Annotated in this window: 20 protein-coding genes, 2 riboswitches and 1 other annotated feature; of the genes, 5 read left to right on the forward strand and 15 right to left on the reverse strand. The window is 34.8% G+C overall.

Going from position 1 to position 22,972, the window contains the following annotated elements; translation table 11 throughout:
* Position 1: 1 nt before the first annotated feature.
* From RST01_RS00800 to RST01_RS00840, 9 genes are all read right to left on the reverse strand, one after another.
* Positions 2-709, reverse strand: a complete 708-nt coding sequence (locus RST01_RS00800; protein ID WP_371859424.1) for a response regulator transcription factor — start codon at positions 707-709, stop codon at positions 2-4.
* A gap of 83 nt (positions 710-792) precedes the next feature.
* Positions 793-1,152 (reverse strand): YxeA family protein, encoded by a 360-nt coding sequence (locus tag RST01_RS00805; protein ID WP_147193456.1) that lies wholly within the window; start codon positions 1,150-1,152, stop codon positions 793-795.
* Between the two features lie 16 nt (positions 1,153-1,168).
* Positions 1,169-3,094 (reverse strand): ABC transporter permease, encoded by a 1,926-nt coding sequence (locus tag RST01_RS00810; RefSeq protein ID WP_147193457.1) that lies wholly within the window; start codon positions 3,092-3,094, stop codon positions 1,169-1,171.
* Between the two features lies 1 nt (position 3,095).
* Entirely contained in the window at positions 3,096-3,851 is a 756-nt protein-coding gene (locus RST01_RS00815; protein WP_147193458.1) for an ABC transporter ATP-binding protein, read from the reverse strand.
* 270 nt (positions 3,852-4,121) lie between these two features.
* On the reverse strand, positions 4,122-4,592 hold the full coding sequence (locus RST01_RS00820; protein ID WP_147193459.1) for a DinB family protein: 471 nt from the start codon (positions 4,590-4,592) through the stop codon (positions 4,122-4,124).
* A 158-nt stretch (positions 4,593-4,750) separates the two neighbouring features.
* Entirely contained in the window at positions 4,751-5,953 is a 1,203-nt protein-coding gene (locus RST01_RS00825; RefSeq protein ID WP_147193460.1) for a M20 family metallopeptidase, read from the reverse strand.
* 45 nt (positions 5,954-5,998) lie between these two features.
* Complete coding sequence (locus RST01_RS00830) at positions 5,999-6,841, reverse strand: MetQ/NlpA family ABC transporter substrate-binding protein (protein WP_147193461.1); 843 nt, start codon at positions 6,839-6,841, stop codon at positions 5,999-6,001.
* Positions 6,842-6,859: 18 nt separating this feature from the next.
* Positions 6,860-7,510 (reverse strand): methionine ABC transporter permease, encoded by a 651-nt coding sequence (locus tag RST01_RS00835; protein WP_066787149.1) that lies wholly within the window; start codon positions 7,508-7,510, stop codon positions 6,860-6,862.
* Complete coding sequence (locus RST01_RS00840) at positions 7,500-8,531, reverse strand: methionine ABC transporter ATP-binding protein (protein ID WP_147193462.1); 1,032 nt, start codon at positions 8,529-8,531, stop codon at positions 7,500-7,502. Before RST01_RS00840 ends, RST01_RS00835 begins: the two co-directional genes overlap by 11 nt.
* 96 nt (positions 8,532-8,627) lie before the next feature.
* Positions 8,628-8,730: riboswitch (SAM riboswitch) on the reverse strand.
* Between the two features lie 143 nt (positions 8,731-8,873).
* A riboswitch (SAM riboswitch) is annotated at positions 8,874-8,974 on the reverse strand.
* 241 nt (positions 8,975-9,215) lie between these two features.
* On the opposite strand from RST01_RS00840, the gene RST01_RS00845 reads away from it, so the two are divergent.
* On the forward strand, positions 9,216-9,476 hold the full coding sequence (locus RST01_RS00845; protein ID WP_147193463.1) for a hypothetical protein: 261 nt from the start codon (positions 9,216-9,218) through the stop codon (positions 9,474-9,476).
* A gap of 131 nt (positions 9,477-9,607) precedes the next feature.
* Here the strand turns inward: RST01_RS00845 and RST01_RS00850 are convergent, their stop codons facing one another.
* A complete protein-coding gene (locus RST01_RS00850; protein ID WP_147193464.1) occupies positions 9,608-10,933 on the reverse strand; it encodes a PA2928 family protein in 1,326 nt (441 codons plus the stop codon).
* 465 nt (positions 10,934-11,398) lie between these two features.
* On the opposite strand from RST01_RS00850, the gene RST01_RS00855 reads away from it, so the two are divergent.
* Both RST01_RS00855 and RST01_RS00860 read left to right on the forward strand, forming a co-directional pair.
* Positions 11,399-12,781 carry an alkaline phosphatase gene (locus RST01_RS00855; protein ID WP_147195043.1) on the forward strand — a complete coding sequence of 461 codons (1,383 nt, stop codon included), beginning with the start codon at positions 11,399-11,401 and terminating at the stop codon, positions 12,779-12,781.
* A gap of 109 nt (positions 12,782-12,890) precedes the next feature.
* Positions 12,891-13,544 carry a DUF4352 domain-containing protein gene (locus tag RST01_RS00860; protein WP_147193465.1) on the forward strand — a complete coding sequence of 218 codons (654 nt, stop codon included), beginning with the start codon at positions 12,891-12,893 and terminating at the stop codon, positions 13,542-13,544.
* Positions 13,545-14,571: 1,027 nt separating this feature from the next.
* On the opposite strand, the gene RST01_RS00865 is transcribed toward RST01_RS00860, so the two are convergent.
* From RST01_RS00865 to RST01_RS00880, 4 genes are all read right to left on the reverse strand, one after another.
* Positions 14,572-15,366 (reverse strand): SDR family NAD(P)-dependent oxidoreductase, encoded by a 795-nt coding sequence (locus RST01_RS00865; RefSeq protein ID WP_147193466.1) that lies wholly within the window; start codon positions 15,364-15,366, stop codon positions 14,572-14,574.
* 106 nt (positions 15,367-15,472) lie between these two features.
* Positions 15,473-16,486: an AraC family transcriptional regulator gene (locus RST01_RS00870; protein ID WP_147193467.1), complete on the reverse strand. Its 1,014-nt coding sequence runs from the start codon at positions 16,484-16,486 to the stop codon at positions 15,473-15,475.
* A gap of 516 nt (positions 16,487-17,002) precedes the next feature.
* Entirely contained in the window at positions 17,003-18,364 is a 1,362-nt protein-coding gene (locus RST01_RS00875; RefSeq protein WP_147193468.1) for an amino acid permease, read from the reverse strand.
* Positions 18,365-18,444: 80 nt separating this feature from the next.
* Positions 18,445-18,704 (reverse strand) — a binding site (T-box leader).
* 127 nt (positions 18,705-18,831) lie between these two features.
* Positions 18,832-20,019, reverse strand: coding sequence for an erythromycin esterase family protein (locus tag RST01_RS00880; protein WP_184117484.1), 1,188 nt, complete (start codon positions 20,017-20,019; stop codon positions 18,832-18,834).
* Between the two features lie 294 nt (positions 20,020-20,313).
* Here RST01_RS00880 and RST01_RS00885 point away from each other — a divergent pair, with 294 nt between their 5' ends.
* Positions 20,314-20,682 carry a DUF3889 domain-containing protein gene (locus RST01_RS00885; protein WP_147193470.1) on the forward strand — a complete coding sequence of 123 codons (369 nt, stop codon included), beginning with the start codon at positions 20,314-20,316 and terminating at the stop codon, positions 20,680-20,682.
* A 105-nt stretch (positions 20,683-20,787) separates the two neighbouring features.
* On the opposite strand, the gene RST01_RS00890 is transcribed toward RST01_RS00885, so the two are convergent.
* Positions 20,788-21,438 carry a DedA family protein gene (locus tag RST01_RS00890; protein WP_147193471.1) on the reverse strand — a complete coding sequence of 217 codons (651 nt, stop codon included), beginning with the start codon at positions 21,436-21,438 and terminating at the stop codon, positions 20,788-20,790.
* Between the two features lie 273 nt (positions 21,439-21,711).
* Here RST01_RS00890 and RST01_RS00895 point away from each other — a divergent pair, with 273 nt between their 5' ends.
* Positions 21,712-22,881 (forward strand): acyl-CoA dehydrogenase family protein, encoded by a 1,170-nt coding sequence (locus tag RST01_RS00895; RefSeq protein WP_147193472.1) that lies wholly within the window; start codon positions 21,712-21,714, stop codon positions 22,879-22,881.
* The last annotated feature ends 91 nt before the right edge of the window (positions 22,882-22,972 follow it).

The raw sequence follows: 22,972 nt of genomic DNA on the forward strand, positions 1-22,972 counted from the left end.
ACTATGCTTCCTCTATAACCAGCTTATACCCTAAGCCTTTAACTGTCATCAGAAATTGAGGATGAGAAGGCTTTTCTTCGATTTTTTCACGAAGCCTTCGTATATGAACCATGACTGTATTATCCATCCCGAAAAAATCTTCACCCCATACTAAATCATAAAGCTGTTCTTTGCTAATTACCTTGTTTTTATTTTGTAGGAAAACTTTCATCAGCCCAAGTTCTTTTGGTTTCAATTCAATCACTCGTCCATTCTTTTTTAACTCCGCTTTTTCTTCGTTTAATTCAAATGGACCTGCCTTTAATTTTCTCTCTACCACTGCTTCAGACTTCATGTATTCTGTGCGGCGTAAATGAGCTTTAACACGATAAGCAAGCTCTTTAGGGCTAAATGGTTTTGTAATGTAATCATCCCCACCAATGGCAAAACCCAATATCTTATCTATTTCTTCCGTTTTAGCTGATAAGAATAGAATAGGTACCTTGGAGATATTTCTTATTTGTTTACAGACATCATAGCCTTCTCCATCCGGTAGCATAATGTCCAATATAACAAGATCTGGGTTATTGTTTTGAAATTGTTCCAACCCTTCTTGAGAAGTAGTTGCCGTTATAACGTTTTCGATTCCTTCTTTTTTTAGTACGGTTTTGATAAGGCGTAAAATATCTTCCTCATCATCGATGATTAGAATTTTATTGTTTATTGACACGATGTATGACCTCCAGATTTGTCCTCTGCTTATTATATTATAGTAAAAAGGAATCCTTTTACATAAGGATTCCTTCTTCATAATTATTTTACCAACTTCTCACTAGCTTTTTTGGGAATATCCCCTTTTTTCACTTCCTGATATGAAGTAACACCTTTATCATTTTTTACAAATAAAGATAAATAAGCATTTTTCCGAAGCTGTTTTTGTGCGGTAAATGTTAATGTTTTAGCTTTACCATCCTTATCGAAAGCGGGGAGTTTATACTCATAAGAAACATATGTTTTTCCATTATCATCTTTATCTTTTAACATCGTTCCTTCTCCAGTAATTTGAGTGTAGTATTGTTCTGCACCTAACCTATTGAAGTTAACATTCTGAAGAATAACTAATCCGCCGACTATTATGACAATAGCTACAATAAATCCAATTAATTTTTTCATGTTTTTTTCCTCTTTTCTATTTAATGATTATCTTGTAATAGTTCCTTACTGTTAAGAAATAATAGACAATGTAAATACATACGTATACGCCTATACAGATGCTGACAGGCATCATCAAATTTGTTTCCATTAACTTAGATAGCATGGTTAGTGCCACGATTGAGTGTGAAATACCTGCTATTAATGGCAATGCAAAAATGAATAGGATTTGTTTTGAAATCGACCTTTTCACTTCTTTTTTGTTTACACCAATTTTGTGTAAAATCACATAACGGTCTTTATCTAAGGTTGCCTCAGTCAGTTGTTTAAAGTAGATAATGCTTCCTGTTGCTGCAAGGAATACTAATCCTAAAAATCCTGCAATGAAAATGATTAAACCTGTTGATTCCAAACCTTGGGCATAATTTGAATAGAAACTTGAGAAATCTGCTTCCTCTGGTAACAAGTTTTCTATTTTTTTTGTTAAAACTTTGGCATTCTCGTCATTACTTAGTTTGTAAACTTCCATGTTGACGACTTTTGTTTTACCTGCAAATTTTGCGAATAGTTCATCACTAATTACAATTGTCATACCTGCTGTAGGTGTATTTAATACATTATATTTCTTCAATTTTTTAAAGGTAATATTCTCATTTTTATTATTCACTTTTAAAGGAATTGATGCCCCTATATACTTAGGCGAGAAACTCTCTGAATAGCCGGCTTCTAATGCAGCTGCTTCATTTCCCTTTAATGATAAAGATTCATTTCTTTTTTGTAATTTAGCTAACTGGTTAAAGGTTTTGTTGTTGATTATGCTGTATTCCATTTCGTCAGGTAAATTGTTGTTATGAAGATTTGATATATTGACATCCACTATAAATGTCGGGACCGTCTCATGATAGATAATTTTATGATCTTTCGCTCCCCAGATCTGTTCATCGATCTGCTTAGATACATTCTTATTTTTGGCGATAAACATCATGCTATTAGGATTTATTAATTCTGCATTGCTACGATTGTTATAATATAAACTGTAGGCGGCTCCCACTGCAGTTAATGTTGTTGCACTTAGTACAGCAATAATTGTTAATGTACGTGCATTTCCTTTTATTCTATACAGTAGTTGCGATGTACTAATTAAGTTAATTCCATTCCAAAAATGTTTTTTGTTTTTTCGTAATAACTTTAATAAATAAACCGTTAATGTACTAAACAATAAATACGTGCCCAAAATAACTGTTAGTAAGATAAGAATTGGTGTTACCAAAAACCCTATCTTTTTCCATACTTCAGACATTAAGATATCTTGTAATGCAAGCCAATATCCAATGCCAACTAAGAGAACTGCAATTAATGCGGTGGTAATAGAAGACTTTGGTTCTTTTTCGCCTTCTTGTTCTGCTTTAAACAGCTCAATTAATTTAAACCGGTAAATTAACCGATATCCGTGTATTGAAGTAATGGCAGTAATCAGAATAAATACGATAACTGTATTTACAATTGCTTGAGAAGAAATAGCTAGACTTCCAATGGCTTTAAAACCCATTACTTTCATTAAAATGATGACAAAAACCTTTGAAAGGAACAAACCAAGGATAATGCCGATCACTAAAGCGATGAGCCCCATTATAAAATTTTCGTAAAATAGCATTCGGCCGATTTGCTTCTTGCGAACTCCAAGTAAAGAGTAGAGACCGACTTCTTTCTTACGTTTCTTCACAAAAAACGAGTTTGAATACCAAATAAATACAGCAACAAATATAATTAGCACAATGGAAGCACCATTAAAAACTGAGCTAATTTTATCGGATGTTTCCGTTGTTTCTTGTATTGATTGGTCATACTTTAAAGAAACAAAGGTAAAGTAAATGATAATACTAAAAATCATTGATCCTATATATAAAGAATAGTTAGCAAAGTTTTTTCGTATATTCTTTCTGGCGATGCTAAATAGCGTCATTTTATTGTCCACCTCCAAGAGAAGCAAGGACATTTAGTATTTTTTGAAAGAATTCTTCACGGGAAAGTTGCATTTTTTGAATTTCCGCATAGATTCCTCCATCTTTGATAAATAAAATACGTTTACAAAAGCTTGCTGCGAAGGCATCATGTGTGACCATCATTATGGTTGAATGATTTTGCTCATTAAGTACTGTTAAACTTTCCAATAAATCAGTAGCAGATTTGGAATCCAAGGCCCCTGTTGGCTCATCCGCCAAAATAAGACTTGGTTTTGTCACCATCGCTCTTGAAGCGGCTGTTCTCTGCTTTTGCCCGCCAGAGATTTGATATGGATATTTATCAAGTATTCCTTGAATACCAAATGTTTCGGCTATTTCTTTTACACGTGTTTCTATTACATTTGGAGATACTTTGGACAATGCTAGAGGCAATAAGATATTTTCCCTTACTGTTAAAGTATCTAGTAAATTATAATCTTGAAAAATAAAACCAAGGTTATTACGGCGAAAATCTGATAACTGCTCTTCCTTCATGGTTACAATATTTTGACCAGCTATGATTACTTCACCTGAAGAGGGAGTATCAATAGTAGAAAATATATTAAGTAATGTAGATTTTCCTGCACCTGAAGGACCCATGATACCAATAAATTCACCTTCGTTTATTTTAAAGTCAATATCCTCCAATGCTTTATATTGATTTCCTTTTGTCCCATACACTTTTTGAACATTTTTTGCGGATAAGATGGTTTTCATTGAAATGTCCTCCTTTAATGACTACATTTCAGATTATATTGGACCGACCTTACACTGTTTTAATCTAAACCTTACATAAACCTTAAATATAGAGAAATCATCAAGAATGAAGTTAAAAAGTTGTAATTTCAAATGTAGTTTCGTAGAAACTCATTGTAAAATATCATAATGTTTCTTGTTGTGGATTTTTGATTTATTAATATAGACTAACGAGGTATATAAATTTAGAATATAACGATAAATAAAAAGAGATGGCTGAATGCCCATCCCTTATTTTTTGTGTAAGATTTCTTTTATTTGATTGAAGTGATGCTGATCATGTTCTCCAAGACCTTCAAAGTAGTCATATAAATTTAGCGTTGTTTGTCCAATAGTTATCTCTTCTTTCCAACGAATATCTGGAATTCCCTCTATTTTTTGAAGAAGTTCACTTCTTACTAAAATAAAGTCGGTTATAATTACCTTTTTTTCTTGTTCTCTAGCATTACGAGCAGATGTAGCATTTAATGTTTTTACATCAGGCCCTATTGGAAGTTCCTGAACTGAAAATAGGTAAGGTAAACGGTTATTTATGACAAATTCATCCCAAGGAATTAAATGTCCAATGATTTCAGCTACAGTCCATTTCCCTTCTTCTATTTTCCTCCTCCATTGCTCTTCTCTTAAATTATTCAATGATCGCACAAATTCTATAGCATATTGATGATGTTTAATTATCTTATTTCGTCCATTTATATTCATATAATCGTCTCTCTTCTTATATTATTTACTATGTAAGGTTCCAAACAAATAGAGTGGTTTTCCAAATGAATTAGCTATAGTTTATCATCCTTAATAATTATTTTCTGTATCAAGATAAAATAAAGCCCCTCAGCTAATTGCTGAGAGGTTTTATAGTTTTATTCTGCTTCGTCTGCTTTTTTCTGGTTAAATTCAGTTTTGATCGCATCTAACAAGTCAGGTTCAGTTATTAAGCGCAAAGCAGTAAGAGCAAGTGCTTTAGCACCTTTAATTAACGCTTCATCACCCTTTTCAGATTTTGCAGCTTCTCTAAATGCAATCGTGTGAGGTACAAGATCATCTGGACCAATTTTAATATATGGATGTATAGTAGGGACTACCTGGCTGATATTACCTGCATCTGTAGAGCCGATTCCATCACGTCCGCCAGCAACCTTCTCCCCTAACTCTTCTATTATGTCTTTAAACACTGCATTGAATGTATCATTAAGCAACAGATTATCTACTTCATTTTGGAAGGCAATAATATTAAGTTTTGTCCCAGTTGCGAGTGCTGCTCCTTCAGCGATAGCTTTTACTCGTTTGGTTACTTCGTTCAAACCTTTTCTTGTTGCTGCTCGAATAAAGAATCTAGCTTTTGCATATTCAGGCACAATATTCGGTGCATCTCCTCCATGTGTAATAATGCCGTGTATACGAACATCGCTTGTCACATGTTGGCGTAAGGCATTAATGCCATTAAACAATTGAATAACAGCATCCAGTGCATTGATACCTTTTTCAGGGGTTGCTGCTGCATGCGCCGCTGCGCCGATAAACTCGAAATCGAGCGGATCTACTGCAAGCGAAGGCGATGTTAGATTGGTTACACCTTGGGGATGAATCATCATTGCCGCATCGATTCCCTCTACTAATCCGTGTTTCACAAAGCTACCTTTCGCGCTTCCATTTGGTCCTCCCTCTTCAGCAGGTGTACCAAAGACAACCGCTTCTCCACCAACTTCATCCATCACTTTGCTTAAACTGATAGCAGCAGCAACACTCATGGTTCCAATAATATTATGCCCACATGCATGACCGATTCCAGGAAGAGCATCATATTCAGCTAAAAAAGCAATTGATGGACCTGGTTTAGTAGATTTATAGCGAGCAACAAATGCTGTTTTGTGACCAGCCACATCCCTCTCTACTGCAAAACCTTCTTCTTGGAGAAGGTTTGTTAATTCTTCAGAAGCAAAAAATTCCTCATTTCCGATCTCTGGTTTATTATGAATCTTGTGGCTTGTTTCAATATACCTTCCTTGATTAACATCAACATTGGTTGTTATTGCCTCACTTAAATGTGTAAGTACTTGTGTCATATTAGATCCTCCTCATATTTTATTAAACTTTTAGCAACAATCTTTCTACCAACCTATCTTCTTCAATGGTACAAATGTTGGGATCAGTGTGCCGCCATATTCTTTATTGATAAATTTCGCTGTATCTTCCTCTTGGTATAGCTCTGCAATTCGTTTTAAGGTTTTGTTGTTTTTATCTTTGTCATTCACTGCGATAATGTTCAGGTAATCAATTGCTGTCTCGCTCTCATGGAAAATTGAATCTTTGATTGGATTAAGACTTGCATCTCGGGCAATACCGTTATTAATAACGCCTGCATCCACATCTTCTAATGCTCTCGGTATTTGAGCAGGAGCAGTAGGAATAAGTTCAATATTTTTAGGGTTTTCAATGACACTATCTTTAATAGAACCTAAGCCATCATAACCATCCACTAATTTTATAAGGCCAGCCTGCTGTAGTAATAAAAGGGCTCTCCCTTGATTTGAAACATCATTTGGCAAAGCAATCTTTGCACCTTTTTTGATATCTTTAATGTCCTTCAATTTGTTTGAGTAAACAGCCATAGGTGCTAAACATGTTGTAGCAATTGGAACAAGTTTAAGATTATGTTCTTTAATAAATTGGTCAAAATAAGCAACAGTTTGGAATGAATTGGCATCCAACTCACCATCTGCTAACGCTGTATTTGGAAGTACGTAATCATTAAAAGATACAAGCTTAATTTTGATTCCTTCTTTAGCTGCTTTTTTCGCTACATAATCCCAAATTTGCGTATCTGTCCCCGTAATGCCGATTTTATATGTTTTTGATTTTCCATCTGCCTCCTTACCGCTGGATTCGCTTGAACAGGCTGCCGTAAAAATAACTAGTGACAGCACCAGAATGGATAGTAAACATTTTTTCATTTTAATTTCCTCCTTAGATTAACCTCTTCTTATTTTTTTCGATAAAATGTTGCCAAATGACTGTAGCCCCTGAACCAAAACAATTAGTATGGCTACGGTAATTAGCATGGTGGTCGTATCAAAACGTTGATAGCCGAACGTTATGGCTAAGTCGCCAATACCACCGCCGCCTACGGTTCCTGCCATTGCCGATGCTCCAATCAGACCAATTGTCGCGATGGTAAAATTCACAATAAGTGAACTAAGAGCCTCAGGCAGTAAAAACCTGAAAATTGTCTGAAATGGAGTAGCCCCCATAGCATCTGCCGCCTCTAAAACACCTTTATCAACCTCTAGTAGCGAGCTTTCAACTAATCGAGCAATGTAAGGGCCTGCGTAGAAGACTAGTGGAACAATAGCTGCAGATGTTCCAATAGATGTTCCGACAATGAGCCGGGTAACTGGGATGATGGCTACGAGCAAAATAATAAAGGGCACAGATCGGAAAACATTGATCACTGCATTTAAAACCGTGAATACTGGAAGATTCTCAATGATCTGTCCTTTACGAGTGACAAATAACAGGATGCCTAGCGGAAGGCCGATAATGATTGAAAAGATAAATGAAAAACCAACCATTTGAATAGTTTGAATGAGCGCTTCAATGATTTGTTCAGAATTAACTAGCATGTGCTATCACTTCCTTGTAAAGAATTTGTTGAGCTTGCATATATGATAATGCTCGTTTCACTTCCGTATCGGCTCCTTGGATTTCAACAATCAGTTTGCCAAAAGGAATACCTTGCAGTTCGGTAATATTGCCGAATAGCACATTGATTTCCACATCGAGAATTTTAGATAACTGTGATAAAAAAGGACTTCCTGTAGACTCGCCGACAAACGTAATATGGAAAATATGATTTAGTGCTTGCTTGCGTTCCATCATATTGAGTATTGATGGTGGAATTTGATCATGCATTACGGTACTAACAAAGTTTTGAGCAGTGTTAGTTTTCGGCGCGGAAAAGATATCAAATACTGTTCCTTCTTCTATCACTTTCCCCGCTTCCATCACTGCCACTCTGTCGCATATTTCTCGAATGACAGCCATTTCATGCGTGATCATTAAAATCGTAATCCCATACTCTTTGTTAATCTTCTTCAAGAGTTCCAATATGGAACCAGTTGTCTGTGGATCTAGAGCAGAGGTCGCTTCATCACAAAGTAGAATTGAAGGCTGTGTTGCTAAAGCGCGCGCTATGCCTACGCGTTGTTTTTGGCCGCCGGATAGTTGATCAGGATAGACTTGAGCTTTGTCACCTAAACCAACGAATTCAAGTAATTCTGAAACCCTTTGTTTGATTTGATCCTTAGGAACTTTACTTAAAATGAGCGGCATGGCTACATTTGCATATACTGTTTTGGAATTGAGCAAATTAAAGTGTTGAAATACCATACCAATGCTTTTCTTTACTTCGCGAATTCGTTTTTTGCTAATGGTTGTTAAGTCATGACCGTCTACTATGACTTTTCCGGAAGTAGGTTTTTCTAGTGAATTTACACAACGAATTAAGGAGCTTTTTCCTGCACCACTGAAGCCGACTACGCCAAATATTTCACCTTTATTAACTTTTAAATTAATCGAATTTAATGCTCGTATCTCCTTTCCTCCGCTGTTATACACTTTAGAAACATTTTGGAATTCTATCATCCGTTCAATCTCCTTCCGATTTTTTCAACAAAAAAGTCCTTCTCCATGGAAGAAGAAGGACAGTAAGACATATGACTTCATATGTACAGAAACGTCTTCTTATCTTCCAAGCTAAATCGCTTGCTGGAATTGGCACGGTGCAAAAATGTCCGCTGCCGAGGTTTCAAAGGGCCAGTCCCTCCACCTCTCTTGATAAGAGCAATATTTAATTAAGTATAAGTGGTACATCTGCTAAACTGTGTTTTTAATTCCCCCTTTCAAATTAATTTTGCCATAAAAAAATCCTTCTCCATGGAAGAAGAAGGACACAAAGACATATGGCTTCATATGTACAAATACGTGTTCTTATCTTCCAAGCTTAATCGCTTGCTGGAATTGGCACGGTGCATATGTCCGTTGCCGAAGCTTCACAGGGCCAGTCCCTCCGCTTCTCTGGATAAGAAAAATGATTATTTGATTGATTTTTACTATACATGGTCATTTTTGAATTGTCAATATAAAATAATATTTTAAAAGATTTTTATTTTTCTTATTGCTGTTTCTTTTATTATTTACATAGACTAACGAGGTTTATATATTTATTATTTTTATCTATTTTCAATGATTATTTATCTAATAAACATTATATATTTTAGAAAATTTTGATAAAATGTTATTACCCATATTTTACAAAGGAGTAATTATATGAAAAAAATACTGACTGTTTTTTTGCTTGTAAGCTTTGTATTTCTTCTTAACTTTCTTATTTTAGGTCCTACTCGTACCTTGCTACCTTATTGGACTTCTTTCTTTATCATTTGTTTAGTCATTACCTTATTTAATTTCTTCCGATCAATGAATAAAAATTTTACAGTAACATTAATTTTTATGGGTGTTGCATTGGGTTGTTTAGGTTTATGTTTATTTTCTTTTTTGATTACTAGTGGATATGAAATTTACAAATAAAAGAGGAAAAATACTCTTTCCAATTTAAAAGCCGATGAAATTTTACAGCTAAGTAGAATTTCATCGGCTTTTATAGATAGTTTATAGTAAATAAAGTACAAGAAAGAGACTTTAGTAGTTTCGTTTATTAATTATTTTCCAAGCTTATAATCATACTGATACACTACTTTCCCTGTTTCTTTGTTGATTTTATATTGATAACGCCCCGTCCAAGCATAGACAAACTTTGTGTCAGCGAATACTTCTAATGAAGTGGTGGCATTTTCAAGTGGAGCATCTAAAAGTTGCTCCCAGATCAAGTCTCGTTTTGTAAGATCAAGCAAGGCTAAGGTCTGTCGATTATCGTTGCGCTTTTTCTGATAAACAATGAGCTGCTTTTCAACAGGCTTACTTTCAACTAGCCTTACGCCCATTAGCTCGGGGTAAAGTTTTTTTATTTTCTCGCTTCGTTTTTCAACACCTGCTACACTCTCATCCCATCCTACTGGTAAAGTACGTATTTTATCAGCATAACTCGGATCTTCTTTTATTTCGTTCGTAGCTAAATTTAACTTAAAATAACGACCATCTAAGCCGTAAAGATAGACTTTATTTGGACCTTTAATAGAATAGTCAGTATACATGTAGCTTAAATTATCTTCTAATACAGGGAATTTATTCAGAAAGTCTTTTTCGTCTGCTTGCCTTTTCCCTGTTTTTGGATCTATAAAATAAAGGGTTTTCTTTTTATTATTTAACACCAACAGTCCCTCGCTAGTCTCTCCTACTAAGTATTCTTGCCAAGTAGAGATCCTACTCCACAGCTTTTTACCAGTACGAAGATCAATAGCACTCATTAAGAAACCTTTAAAGTTGGTGGTTATTCCATTTTCTGTTCCATTGGGTGTAGTTTTACTTATTTTAACGACGGATATTGGCTTTTCTTTTAAATCGAAGAGTACAACAGGTGATTCTAGTTCAATTCTTTTGGGTGCGAAAAGTCCATTAAACCCCCATAACAGGGATGAAAAAACGAAAAACACCGTTATTAAAAACGAGCTGAATTTCAAGAACATTTTACCTAAGGTTTGTTCTTTTTTCTTCAATTGATAAATTTGGCGAGGTATAAAAATAAATAATGATAGGATAACTAAGGCAGCAATCACTGTTAACAGAATGTAATCAGACCGCCAACCTGTTGGTATCCAATTGGCTAGATAATTTGGCTGCAGGAACTTGAGTAAGGCTGAACCAAGTAGAAAATTAAAGAACAGTACAATAATTAATTTTTTAAAAATCTTAATTATTGAAGAAGGCTCAGTTTCTTCGTTTCTCTTCTTCGCTACTATATAAATCATCTTGATAGGCAAATATAATAAACGGAGGTAGAGTAAGGTTAGAGCCGTATTATGTATTATATTAGTATTAAAGTTTAACAGCATAAGCCACTTTTCAAAAAAAATTGTTATTATATCCATTTTCCAATCCTTTTAATTAAAATTTTCTTAATTATATCATTCTCTTCCTATTTCTCACAGTTTTCACATGTACAAGGCCCAGGATTTGCCTCACCAGCCTCTAACATTTCCAGAAGCCCTAGTTTCAACAACCTGTCCTCACAAAAATCGTTCAGCAATTAATTAAATGTCACCTATGAATCGCCTAAGAACATCTTATTAATCGCGATTTGAATAACTTCATTATTCATATACTTAATTAAACCCTCTAACTCAAATAAACTTCTATATTTTTCAGTCAATACTTAAGTTGCTTTTTTATAGCGTTAAAAATTATTTAGCCTGGATCTCTATTAAAATAGACCTTCGCAACAATTTTTTAACCAAAATACCCCTTCTTTACAATATCTTATCTTTCTATCAATATCTGCTTAATAATAGTTGATTAAAGTATAGTTAGACCAAATAAAGGAGGAAATGTTATTGATGAAATCATTCTTATCAAAAAAGCTAATCTCGATTGCAGCCGTATCTACTCTAGCACTTAGCAGCTTTACTATTGCTGGTTCAGAGGCAGAGGCTAAAAGTTCTTCCAAGAAAACAACGCCTAAAAATGTCATTTTCCTAATCGGTGATGGTATGGGGAACTCATATACTTCCGCGTACCGGTATTTGAAAAATTCTTCAAACTCAAAGTTTAAAAACCAAACATCATTTGACAGGTACTTAGTTGGTCAACAAATGACTTACCCAGAAGATCCGTTACAAAATGTAACTGACTCTGCTTCTGCAGCAACGGCTATGTCAGCAGGGGTAAAAACGTACAATAATGCAATAGCAGTCGATAATAATAAGAAAGATGTGAAAACAGTCCTCGAATCAGCAAAAGAAATGGGCAAGGCAACTGGTTTAGTTGCTACTTCTGAAATTACACATGCTACTCCCGCTGCTTTCGGATCACATGATGAAAGCCGTAAGAATATGAACGGTATTGCTGATGATTACTTTGATGAATTAGTAAAAGGAAAACATAAAATTGATGTATTACTCGGCGGAGGCAAATCTAATTTCGTACGAGAAGATCGTGATTTGACAAAAGAATTTAAAAAAGATGGCTATAACTATGTTACCTCGAAAGCTGAATTACAAAAGAATAAGAATAAACAATTACTCGGATTATTTGCTGATGGCGGTATGGACAAGATGATTGATAGAAATGCCGAAACCCCTTCTCTCGCAGATATGACCAATTCAGCAATAAAACAGCTCAGCAAAGATAAAGACGGCTTCTTCTTAATGATTGAAGGAAGCCAAATTGATTGGGCAGGCCATGACAACGACATCGTTGGCGCTATGAGTGAAATGAAGGATTTTGAAAAAGCATTTCAAGCTGCTATCAATTACGCTAAAAAAGACAAAAACACATTAGTTGTGGCAACTGCCGATCACTCTACTGGCGGATTTTCGTTAGCAGCAAATGATGACTATAATTGGTTCCCTGAAGCCATTAAAGCTGCAAAGAAAACTCCTGATTTTATGGCAGCACAAATTGCTGGAGGAGCCGATGTTGAAGGTACATTAAAGAAATATAGCGGTTTGTCTTTAACAGAAGATGAAATCAATTCTGTAAAAGAAGCCAACACAGGTAAAGTAACAGATATCGATAATGCTATCGAGAAAATTTACGATAAGCGTTCAAACACAGGATGGACTACTGGCGGGCATACTGGAGAAGATGTAAATGTTTATGCATTTGGTCCAGAATCAACAAAATTTGCAGGCCAAATCGATAATACAGATCAAGCGAAAATTATCTTTAATCTAATTGAAAAAAATAAAAAGAATAAAACAAAGATTAAAGATAAATAATACTCAGCTTTTAATATCTTTTCATCCCAAAACAGGTATATTTTCTATTAAATCTGTGAGAAAGCAGGCGTCTAAATGGCGCCTCTTTTCATAAGTTGGAGGGTTTTCTTTGAAGAAATTGTTATCTATGACCTTTATATGTCTCTGCTTTGCCACATTAACTGCGGGCTGCTCATTCCAATCAAACTCTTCAACTGATACACATGTTGAAGCTGCAAGTAATAAGGATTACCTAAAAACGTATCAACCTAATCCTCAAGTAACAGACGATCGTACACTTTTAAAAACCGCGGATGATATAACGGACAAGCGTGGTTATGCAAAATTAGAGAACATTAATTTATCTCAGAAAAGCTATAAAATTGGAGACATTACACTAACCATTCGTGATGTTAAAAAAATTCATCTTGAACCAACGTATAGTATGATGGATTATTTTCATGTTTTAACACAAGATGAAACATTTAGCGTTGTAAAAGCATTCGTAGAAATTACGAATAATAGCGATAAAAGTTTACTTTTCTCCCCTGTTGGATCACTGACTGCTAATACCGGACAAAAGTGGACGTTTGAACATGATATATACCTGGACGATATAACAGGAGAAATCAAGCCTCATGAAACGAAAAAAGGTAATATTGGTTATGTTTTAGAAAATGGTAGCAACCCCAGGGAATTCACCCTTCAAACGAGTGATATTTTTGATAATAAAGAGCAAAAAGTAGCAGCTGGCACAAAAATTATACTTACTTTGCCAAAGTAAGAGTTTATGCCAGAAAGACAAAAAGAGGAAAATAAGGTGATTCTCTTTTAGCCATTTACATATTCGATATACGAACCAGCTAGCAATTCTATTGTTTGCTGGCTTTTTTGCAATAATACACTTAAGGATTATCAGGCAACCCCTGTTTAACGATTACTATTCAATTCCCAAAATTGAAAGAACCAATAATAGTATCATAAAAAAAATAAAGCAACTCAGTATATGAATTTTAATCGACTTTTGTTGTTTTTTACTTTTTCCTAATCCCGAAATAGCAATAATAATAAGTGATCCAAAAAATAAGAACATGATTGTTTGTGCAAATATCACTGACCAATACATTATAACAACTATAATCGTTAAATAGTTTAATAACATCAGTAACTTCAATACCTTAAAGGGATTATTAAAGTTTAATTTTTTCTTCATATTAAGTATGAATATAACAAAAGATACTAAATATAAAATACAAAAAGTAATGCTAACAACAGACATAGACAAAATTAATTACCTTCTCTTTCCAAAATTAATGTATTCAACTACCCTGCTCCTGAGGAACGTTTGTAAATAATTATCTTAATCTATTAGTTTTGATTTATATATTACTATTTATAGTATGATTGTATTGTTACTTTCACATAGTGCCGTCGTCCTCAATTGACGGTTTGCTTATTTGTCCTCATATAAACAACCTTTTATAGCACCACCTATATCCCCTGCAATAGCTAACCCATAACATTTTAACATAAACAATTATATGAAGAGGAATCACCTTAGTGTCAACTGCAATGACCTTTTTATATGGGTTTATTCTTAGATTGATACCAATCTTTGTGATTCCTGTACAGCCTACACATGTATCTGTATAAGTGGTTGTTGTAACATACATAGACTTTGGCTTTGCTTTCACTTAATCATTAGTCGGCAACATACAAAACGAACTAAAAAAAGAATTTCACCAATAGTATTAGAGCGTCCTAATGTATTCGTTTCTTAAACTATATACAATATTTGAAATAGAAAAAAGTTAAAAAATAGTCGGGACCATTCCACCATCCATACGGATTGGAGAACCTTTAAATGCGGTTGCATAAGGACTACACACAAATGTAGTTAGTCTACCAATTTCCATTGGCTTAATAAATCGTTGTATTTCAGATTGTGGTAGGTTTTTAGACATAAAATCTTTCTCTTTTTCTGAAAAAGTCAAATCCTCATTAGGGTATATACCATCAATTATTTGATGAACATTTTCAGAGAGTGTTGGTCCTGGTATAATTGTATTGACTGTAACTTCTTTTCCGATTGTTAATTTAGATAAGCTTTTTGATAATGATAATAACATTGATTTTGTCATACAATACTGAGGCATTTGTCCTGATGGCATTATTGCTTCCTCACTCGCAATAAAGATAATGCGACCATAATTATTTTTTAACATTTTAGGTAAATAAAATTTAGATAACCCATTTGCAGCAAGAACATTAGTGCGGAAGTATTTTTCCCATACTTCATCCTCAATGTCCTCAAATTGCATAATTTCATAGATACCCATACTGTTAACTAAAATATCAATAGTGGGGGACTTTTTAAATAAAGCTTCTCTTTGTTGAATATCTACAATATCGGCTGTAGCATTTTGAGGAGAGGTAGCAGGGAACTCCGTTTTAATTTCATTTACAATTCGTTCTACCTCTTCATAATTTCGTCCATTAATTAGTACATTGACACCTTCTTTGGCAAGTTCAATGGCGATTGCTTTACCTATACCTTTCGTTGATCCTGTAACTAAAGCTGTTTTATTGTTTAATCCCATATCCATAACACATTTCTCCTTTTCATTTACCTTTTAGTTAATAATAAAAATAGATAATAATTAGGTTAATCTTTTCTAATATAATGTAAAAAATTGTACATATAAGGAAAAGTTAATTTATCGAGTTTGTATTTAAATGTTCAGTCCGCCAATTTGCGGGAGTATCACCTTCCCAAATGCGGAAAGCGCGGTAGAACGAGTTTTGGTCTTCGTATCCAATCATAAATCCTACTTCTTTAATATCGAACGAGGGGTTTGCCAAGTACTCCCGAGCCAACCCATATCGGACTTGTGTCAAAAGATGTTTGAAGCTCGTGCCTTCGTCCGTAAGACGTCGTTGCAAGGTGCGACCGCTCATCCCCAGCTCGCTTGCGACAGTCTTAATGTCAGGGCACCCTCCTGGTAGGCTACGTTTCAAGATCCACTTGACCATTTCAGTGATTGAGCGACTGTGTTGCTGCTTATCCAACGATTTATCCAATACGGGAGTTAAAATCTCTAGCAACTCTTTGTTATACGAGACAAAAGGGAGGTCCAGATCTCCTCGATGTAGCGTCAACCTGTTACAATTTTCTCCAATCCGGATATGGCAGCCAAAGTAAGCTTCAAGTACCTCTTTGTCCCCCATTGATTGTGAAAATTCGATAGATCTCGCCATCAATGGTTTACCTGTGCCACGACGTCCAAGCTCCAAAAGAAATGCCAGCGTGATTCCAACCAGCATAGATGGTCCCGATTGCTCGGTATACAACCAATCTAGTTCAATTGTACAGACCTCACCTTCCTCAGTGATACGAAGGCTTTCAGGAGGACACAGTTGTTTATACCGTGCCATACGTTTTAAAGCGTCACGGTAGTCACGAGCATGGTAAGTCGCTAAGACGGCGGGTGGGTAATGCACTGTTTCAAAGACGGTCGTAAGCATAATAATTCCTTCGGCAGTGTCATCAATGAGATCCGAATATGCCTGCCAAATCGCAAAATATTGTTGGGTGGTGACAGTAAGGTCAGTAATAATGGTGAGCGGTAGTTGTGCTTTTCGAGCCACTTCGTGGGGAGCAATCCCTAATTGATGTACGCCTGCCCAGAATCCTGCTGGGAATTTAATACGATTATGAGACTTCATAATGGGTCCTCCTTTAGCTATCTATAAATTTATTAGTTCTGATTGTGTTTGCGTTCTACCTAGTTATCAGGATAGATATTATAATACCTATTTAATGTCGCCTTGTAACTAGTGGAGGGCGACATTTCGCTAGCCAACTGCGTCAACTAAATCCGTTAGTATTAGTACGATTAACGAAATGAAGCTGCCGATTAAATAGGCAGCTTCATTAAAAAGATATGATTCTTTCTTTTAGTAAATAATTTATAGTAATCTCAGCTTAATGGCTTTCATGCTTGATAATTATAGAGGGCTTTTTAAAGATTATGGGGCTGGTCATCATATTTTTCCTATCAGAAAAAATTAACATGTCTGCGTCAGCTTTGATAAGAGATTTGACGGTAACTTCTATTATTTCATTTTTAAAGATGAAATTTTGTTTAATCATTTTAAATTTATCATTAAGAATGTCTCAACATAGGTAGTAAAGACGTTTACTTGAAATTCATTTTCAAACCATTCAATAGAATGAACTAACTATTGTTTAATCTTTATTAATTTGTATCCAATGTAAAGAATCAAGAACCAAATCGGTGCAACAAACAATGCAACCCGCATACCAGGAATGAACGCCATTAAGACAACGACCATTAATAAGAATGCTAGGGCAATATATGAAGAAATTGGATGCCAAGGCATTTTGAATTTCAGCGCTGCAACTTCTTCTTTTGATTTTGCTTTACGGAATTTAATTTGTGTACATAAAATAATTGTCCAGCTCGTCACAACGGCAACTGTTGCCACCGCTGAGATGTATGTGAATACTTGCTCTGGTACGACATAGTTTAAGACAACGGCTATTAACAACATCGCAGACGAGAATAAAATACCACGGACAGGTGTACCATTTTTGCTTACTCGCTTGAACACTTTTGATCCCTGATTTTGTAATGCTAAGTTGTATAACATGCGGCCTGAACCATATAGTCCACTGTTGAATGCTGATACCGCTGCTGTAATGACAACGAAGTTAATAATATGTGCTGCTGCGGGAATACCGATTGCATCGAATATTTGAACGAATGGGCTGCCACTTGAACCAACTTCATCCCAAGGATAAATCGCCATCATAACACCTAAAGCGCCAATGTAGAAAATTAAAATACGCCAAACGATATTGTTAATTGCCTTTGGCACTGATTTACTGGGATTTTTCGCTTCTCCAGCTGTGATACCAACTAGTTCTACGCCCCCAAATGAGAACATTACTAAGACGAAACACATTAACAATCCTTCAAGACCATTTGGCATGAAACCGCCATGTTCCCAAAGATTACTTAAGCCCATTGGCTCGCCATTATTACCGACACCGAAAATAATAATACATAAACCTACAATAATCATTGCAACAATTGCCACAACTTTGATCATCGCGAACCAGAATTCGAATTCACCGTACATTTTTACATTCGCTAAGTTAACAAGTGTCATGACGACAAGAACGACAAGTGCAGTCACCCATTGTGGTATATCTGGGAACCAGTAGTTAATATATACGCCTACCACTGTTAATTCTGCCATCCCAACGACAATCCACATGAACCAATATGTCCATCCTGTTAAGAAGCCCGCGAATTTCCCTACATATTTATCGGCATACTTGCTGAATGAGCCAGAGACAGGTTCAGCAACAGCCATTTCGCCCAATGCACGCATGATTGTGAAGATGACTAATCCGCCAATTAAATACGCTAGCAATACAGCAGGACCTGCTAATTGAATCGTTGAACTTGAACCATAAAATAAGCCGACGCCAATCGACCCACCCAGAGCAATTAATTGCATGTGACGGTTACTTAAACCACGTTTTAACTGTGAATCTTGATGATTTTCTTTCATACTTCCTTACTCCTCATCCTGTGAAATTTTCAAAATATTTTGTGCAAAAAGGATAAAAAAAAACGCCCTTTTGGATTAACCAAAAGGACGATTCAACTCGTGTTACCACCTTTAATTTGTAAGCAACTCACATTGCTTACCTTAGAAAGTACGGCCAGTCATTTACTGACGATACTCTTGCACATGATTACGGATGCTTACCGGTATAGCCTACTAAGAAAAATCTTTTCGGTACACAGCTCCAAGATGAATTCTCAATCGTTTTACATGCACCTCTCAACAACCGGTAACTTTCTGTTCGTAAAAATGAATTGATACTATTTCTTTTCATAGCCTTTATTTTATACAAATGTTTTTGAATTGTTTTTAATTTTATACTTTAAAAATTTTTTGTCAATATATAATTATTAAATTTTCTTAAATTATTTATATTTTAATATAAATCCTTCACTAAAAAAAGGTATTCCCTATTTATAATAATGAGGAGGGCCCACATGTTTAATGAAAAAAATACCGTCGTAATGATTTCTGATGATCATACGCTCTTCAAAATATCCATGACTTAATGCGGTGATTGGTTTGAACATCCACTCATTATGTTTCTCTTTTTTCTGATATTTTAAATCGATGAATGAGTAATCGTAGGGTATCTCATTAAGGATAAATTCAAGACTATTAGCGCTATACTTTTTTCCAAAATTAACTTGATTAGAAATTGGAGCTTCTCTTTCTTTGATTGTTCCATCATGCATATAAAAACCGATTATATAGCTTTTCTTTTTATAATCGCTCGGAAGATTCTCATACATTGATTGTATTTTCCATTTATGAAAGGTATTCTCGCCTTTATCTTTTCTAACAATTTCTACTTGACGATCTCGAACATGATTGTTGTGTCCCCACACTATTATTTTTTTGTCAGGGTAAACCTGAGTTGATAACCATAGCAAGTTTTCTTCCATCAATTTATCTCTAATAATACTACCGGTTTCCTCTATTGTGGTTTCCTCTGTTTTTTTAGCCTTATAATATTTTTCCAACATCACATAGCGGTTTTCTAAAGTTTTCACTATTACTTTTTCAAGATTTTTCTCATCCGGATATTCATGCTTTAATTCTTCCGAATGACCGTGTATAAATGCTATAATCTCTTGATAGGACTTCTTATAATTACTTAATGTTTCCCTTGAGAGGCTCTTTCCCTCTTCCATTGTATTATCGTATGTTTCACGCCAGTTAAATTCTAGTTTTTTATATTGCTGCGCAAGATTATCATTGTAGATTTTAATCCAATTACTTAGAAATTGAATAAAATAACCTGAAACCCTCATATCATAACCTCCAAAAGACAGGTCATTTTTGTTTCTTTGTTGTATTAAATAATCAATTAAGGGTTTTGTTTCTTGATTATTCCACGGAGAAAGAAATTCAGATAATATTTCATTTGAATTCATATACGGATTGATTGAACTTTCTGCAGAAACAGCAGCTCCCTCACCAATATTTCCTTCGAATAACACAACATCAAATCCTAATTCTTCGTGCAAGTATTTTATTAATCTTACTTTGGACTGGCTATATTCAGAGATGCCATGTGAACTTTCACCGAGAAATACATACTTTTTGTCCTTTAAAATTGGCGACAAAAATTTCAAGTCTGAATAATCATTGGATGTCAACGAGTTAATTTTATGACTATGGGTTATTAACCATGATTTTTCAGCATTTTTATGAGTATAAATGACAGATATTACTACGATAATAAGGAGAACTATAATCGTAAACGAGTATTTATTGAAGTTCTTAATGACTTTTCACCCCTCCAAATTTAGCATTATTTGTAATTACTTCTTTTATATAGGTTCGTTATGAAAGAGTCTATATCCTTCATGAGACTATATAAATAATCATCCGAAATTTCAAAGACTAATTTCAAAGGGAGCAATGATATGAAAACAATTTTATTAATCCAATTCGCTCTTTTTTCAACGTTTATTGGTGATATTTCACATAATGATTTAGATCAAAATACGAATAATAAACATACGATCTCTACTTATTACAAATGGGGACAAGTTGCTATTCAAAAAACAAAAGAACAATATCCTCAAGCTAAAATTATTGATTATTTTCACATTGGAAAAGTTTCCATCACAGATTACTCTATAGAAAAGTTTAGATTTTGGATAAAAGATAGTAATAAAGAATTTGGAGTGTATGTTGATCTTAAAATTAATAATTCAACTGGAGAATTAATTGAAATTCAGTTTAAAGAAACAAAAACCGAACTGACCCAAGGCACTTTATCAGCACCGTGAACAGTTCGGCTATTTTTATGGATGAATAAGTACTTATCAAGTTTTGTATGTGATTTCAGTAAAATATAGGTGGTCAACATCGTAAAGAAACGTATTCTTTCATTTTCATTGCATGTTTCCCTTTCTTCTAAACGTTCCTCCCTTTTTTACTATTATAAAAACTACAGGAACTAATATAGGTATCATTGAAATAATAGCTAGAGACACCGCTAAATGGTTTTCAACCCACTTAAGATTGCCCAAAACATAGCCTAAAGTAACCCAAAAGAACGTCCATAGAACTGCGCCTATACTATTGAATTTTAAAAAAGTATAAAAGGGATAATTTGTATACGCACTTACACAAGGAATGGTTGTTCGCATAAACGGAATAAACCGAGAAAAGATTATAGAAATATTTCTATAACGTTGGATAAATGCTTCTGCTGATTGAACTTGGTTCTCCTTTAAGAAATTCAGCCTCGGTTTTTTTTGCTGCCATTTTCTTATTAAAGTACCTATATAATAGTTCTGACTATCTCCACTTATTGTTACAAATATAAAGAGAGCTAATAAAATCCATAGATTCAATTCCCCTACTGCAGCTAGTGCAGCGCTTGCAAATACTATAGAGTCCCCCGGCAAAAATGTTAAGACGATAAACGCGGTTTTTAAATAAACAACGAGAAATAAAAAAATGTAAATTTGTACACCATATATATCTGTTAAATTATCTAAGTTTTTATCTAAATTAGAAATGATATGCCCTATGTTCATTATTTCTTCTCACATCCTTGTTATTTAAAGTTTAGTATATGATGAAGAATCTTATAAAATCCTTAAGTTTACTCCCCCCTTTACCCCTCTTAAATAAAACAAGACAATTTAGATACAAATTTAATTGCGTATAGACTTTATTATCTGATAATATAAATTTAGAATATTAAGCATCTATAGTAGTCCACCCTGTTTTAAATTGAGTGGATTTTATTTTAACTATAATCCTAGTAAACCTCTAAGTCTTATTTATTTTAATTGTGGGGTGTATATATGAAAGAGATATTTATAAGAACTGATCTACAGCGTAATTGGCTGCACAAAATTAAAACATTACGAGCCGAGCTTTCCGCAGATTCTTTAGAAATTGATAAAAATGCTCTTTTTCCAATAAGAAACTTTGAAACTCTCAGAAAAGCGGGTTATCCCAAAATTACTTTACCTAAAGAATATGGCGGAGAAGGTTTTTCTGTGTATGACATGATTCTTCTTCAAGAAACGTTAGCAAGCTATGACGCAAATACTTCGTTAGCAATTGGCTGGACACTAGGCATTATCGGCGAGCTTTATGAACATAAGCTATGGGATCCAGCACTATTAGAATCATTTTCAAAAGAAGTACAGAAAAATATCTTTATTAATCGGGCCGTAAGTGAAGCTCATACCGGTAGCCCAACGCGGGGCGGCCGTCCTGCTACACATGCTGTACGTGCAAAGAATGGTTGGACTATAAACGGCCGTAAAATTTTCACAACTGCTTCACCAATTTTAGACTATTTCCTAGTAAGCGCTTGGATTGAGGAACAACAAATAATCGGCTTTTTCCTCATCAATAAGGATGTTCCCGGGTTATCAATCGAAGAAACTTGGGATGTAATGTCCATGCGAGGTACGGGCAGCCATGATTTAGTGCTTGAAAATGTCCAGGTGGAAGCTTCAGCACTTGTTGAATATCCGCAAAGTCCCTTTGGAGGCACGCATATCAATGGCTGGATTTTGCAAATCCCTGCCACATATCTTGGGATTGCCCAGGCTGCACGTGACTATGTAATAAACTTTGCCAATCATCATCAACCTAATAGCTTGAATGCGCCGATTGCTACTCTTCCTAACGTACAGCAGCATATAGGAAATATTGAATTAAAGCTGGATCAAGCACGCTTTACTTTATATGGGGCTGCCGAGGCATACGATGATTTAGAAAGGCGTCCATATTTAACAAATGAACTGGCTGTGGCGAAACACACTGTTACTAACGCAGCAATTGAAATTGTAGATATTGCTATGCGAATTGCAGGCGCAAAAAGTCTTCAGAATTCAAATCCTTTACAACGCTATTATCGAGATGTCCGGGCTGGTCTTCATAATCCACCAATGGATGACATGACTATTACGAAGCTGGCACAAACCGCGATTGACCAGGGTAAACAATCAAAATCATAATCATAAATTCCATATAAACAAAAATAAAAAAGCCTATAAAATCTTAGTAAAAGAATTTACAGGCTTTTTATCAACTTTTGTCTTGTTCATC

This window comes from Rummeliibacillus stabekisii (assembly GCF_007988965.1).
GTDB lineage: Bacteria > Bacillota > Bacilli > Bacillales_A > Planococcaceae > Rummeliibacillus > Rummeliibacillus stabekisii.

Bases quoted from the DNA above. Each gene is read 5' to 3' on its own strand.
- RST01_RS00865 (WP_147193466.1), bottom strand. From the start codon at position 15,366: ATGGATATGGGATTAAACAATAAAACAGCTTTAGTTACAGGATCAACG.
- RST01_RS00815 (WP_147193458.1), bottom strand. From the start codon at position 3,851: ATGAAAACCATCTTATCCGCAAAAAATGTTCAAAAAGTGTATGGGACA.
- RST01_RS00840 (WP_147193462.1), bottom strand. From the start codon at position 8,531: ATGATAGAATTCCAAAATGTTTCTAAAGTGTATAACAGCGGAGGAAAG.
- RST01_RS00875 (WP_147193468.1), bottom strand. From the start codon at position 18,364: ATGAAAGAAAATCATCAAGATTCACAGTTAAAACGTGGTTTAAGTAAC.
- RST01_RS00810 (WP_147193457.1), bottom strand. From the start codon at position 3,094: ATGACGCTATTTAGCATCGCCAGAAAGAATATACGAAAAAACTTTGCT.
- RST01_RS00870 (WP_147193467.1), bottom strand. From the start codon at position 16,486: ATGAAGTCTCATAATCGTATTAAATTCCCAGCAGGATTCTGGGCAGGC.
- RST01_RS00845 (WP_147193463.1), top strand. From the start codon at position 9,216: ATGAAAAAAATACTGACTGTTTTTTTGCTTGTAAGCTTTGTATTTCTT.
- RST01_RS00805 (WP_147193456.1), bottom strand. From the start codon at position 1,152: ATGAAAAAATTAATTGGATTTATTGTAGCTATTGTCATAATAGTCGGC.
- RST01_RS00825 (WP_147193460.1), bottom strand. From the start codon at position 5,953: ATGACACAAGTACTTACACATTTAAGTGAGGCAATAACAACCAATGTT.
- RST01_RS00885 (WP_147193470.1), top strand. From the start codon at position 20,314: ATGAAAACAATTTTATTAATCCAATTCGCTCTTTTTTCAACGTTTATT.
- RST01_RS00895 (WP_147193472.1), top strand. From the start codon at position 21,712: ATGAAAGAGATATTTATAAGAACTGATCTACAGCGTAATTGGCTGCAC.
- RST01_RS00890 (WP_147193471.1), bottom strand. From the start codon at position 21,438: ATGAACATAGGGCATATCATTTCTAATTTAGATAAAAACTTAGATAAT.
- RST01_RS00855 (WP_147195043.1), top strand. From the start codon at position 11,399: ATGAAATCATTCTTATCAAAAAAGCTAATCTCGATTGCAGCCGTATCT.
- RST01_RS00835 (WP_066787149.1), bottom strand. From the start codon at position 7,510: ATGCTAGTTAATTCTGAACAAATCATTGAAGCGCTCATTCAAACTATT.
- RST01_RS00850 (WP_147193464.1), bottom strand. From the start codon at position 10,933: ATGGATATAATAACAATTTTTTTTGAAAAGTGGCTTATGCTGTTAAAC.
- RST01_RS00830 (WP_147193461.1), bottom strand. From the start codon at position 6,841: ATGAAAAAATGTTTACTATCCATTCTGGTGCTGTCACTAGTTATTTTT.
- RST01_RS00820 (WP_147193459.1), bottom strand. From the start codon at position 4,592: ATGAATATAAATGGACGAAATAAGATAATTAAACATCATCAATATGCT.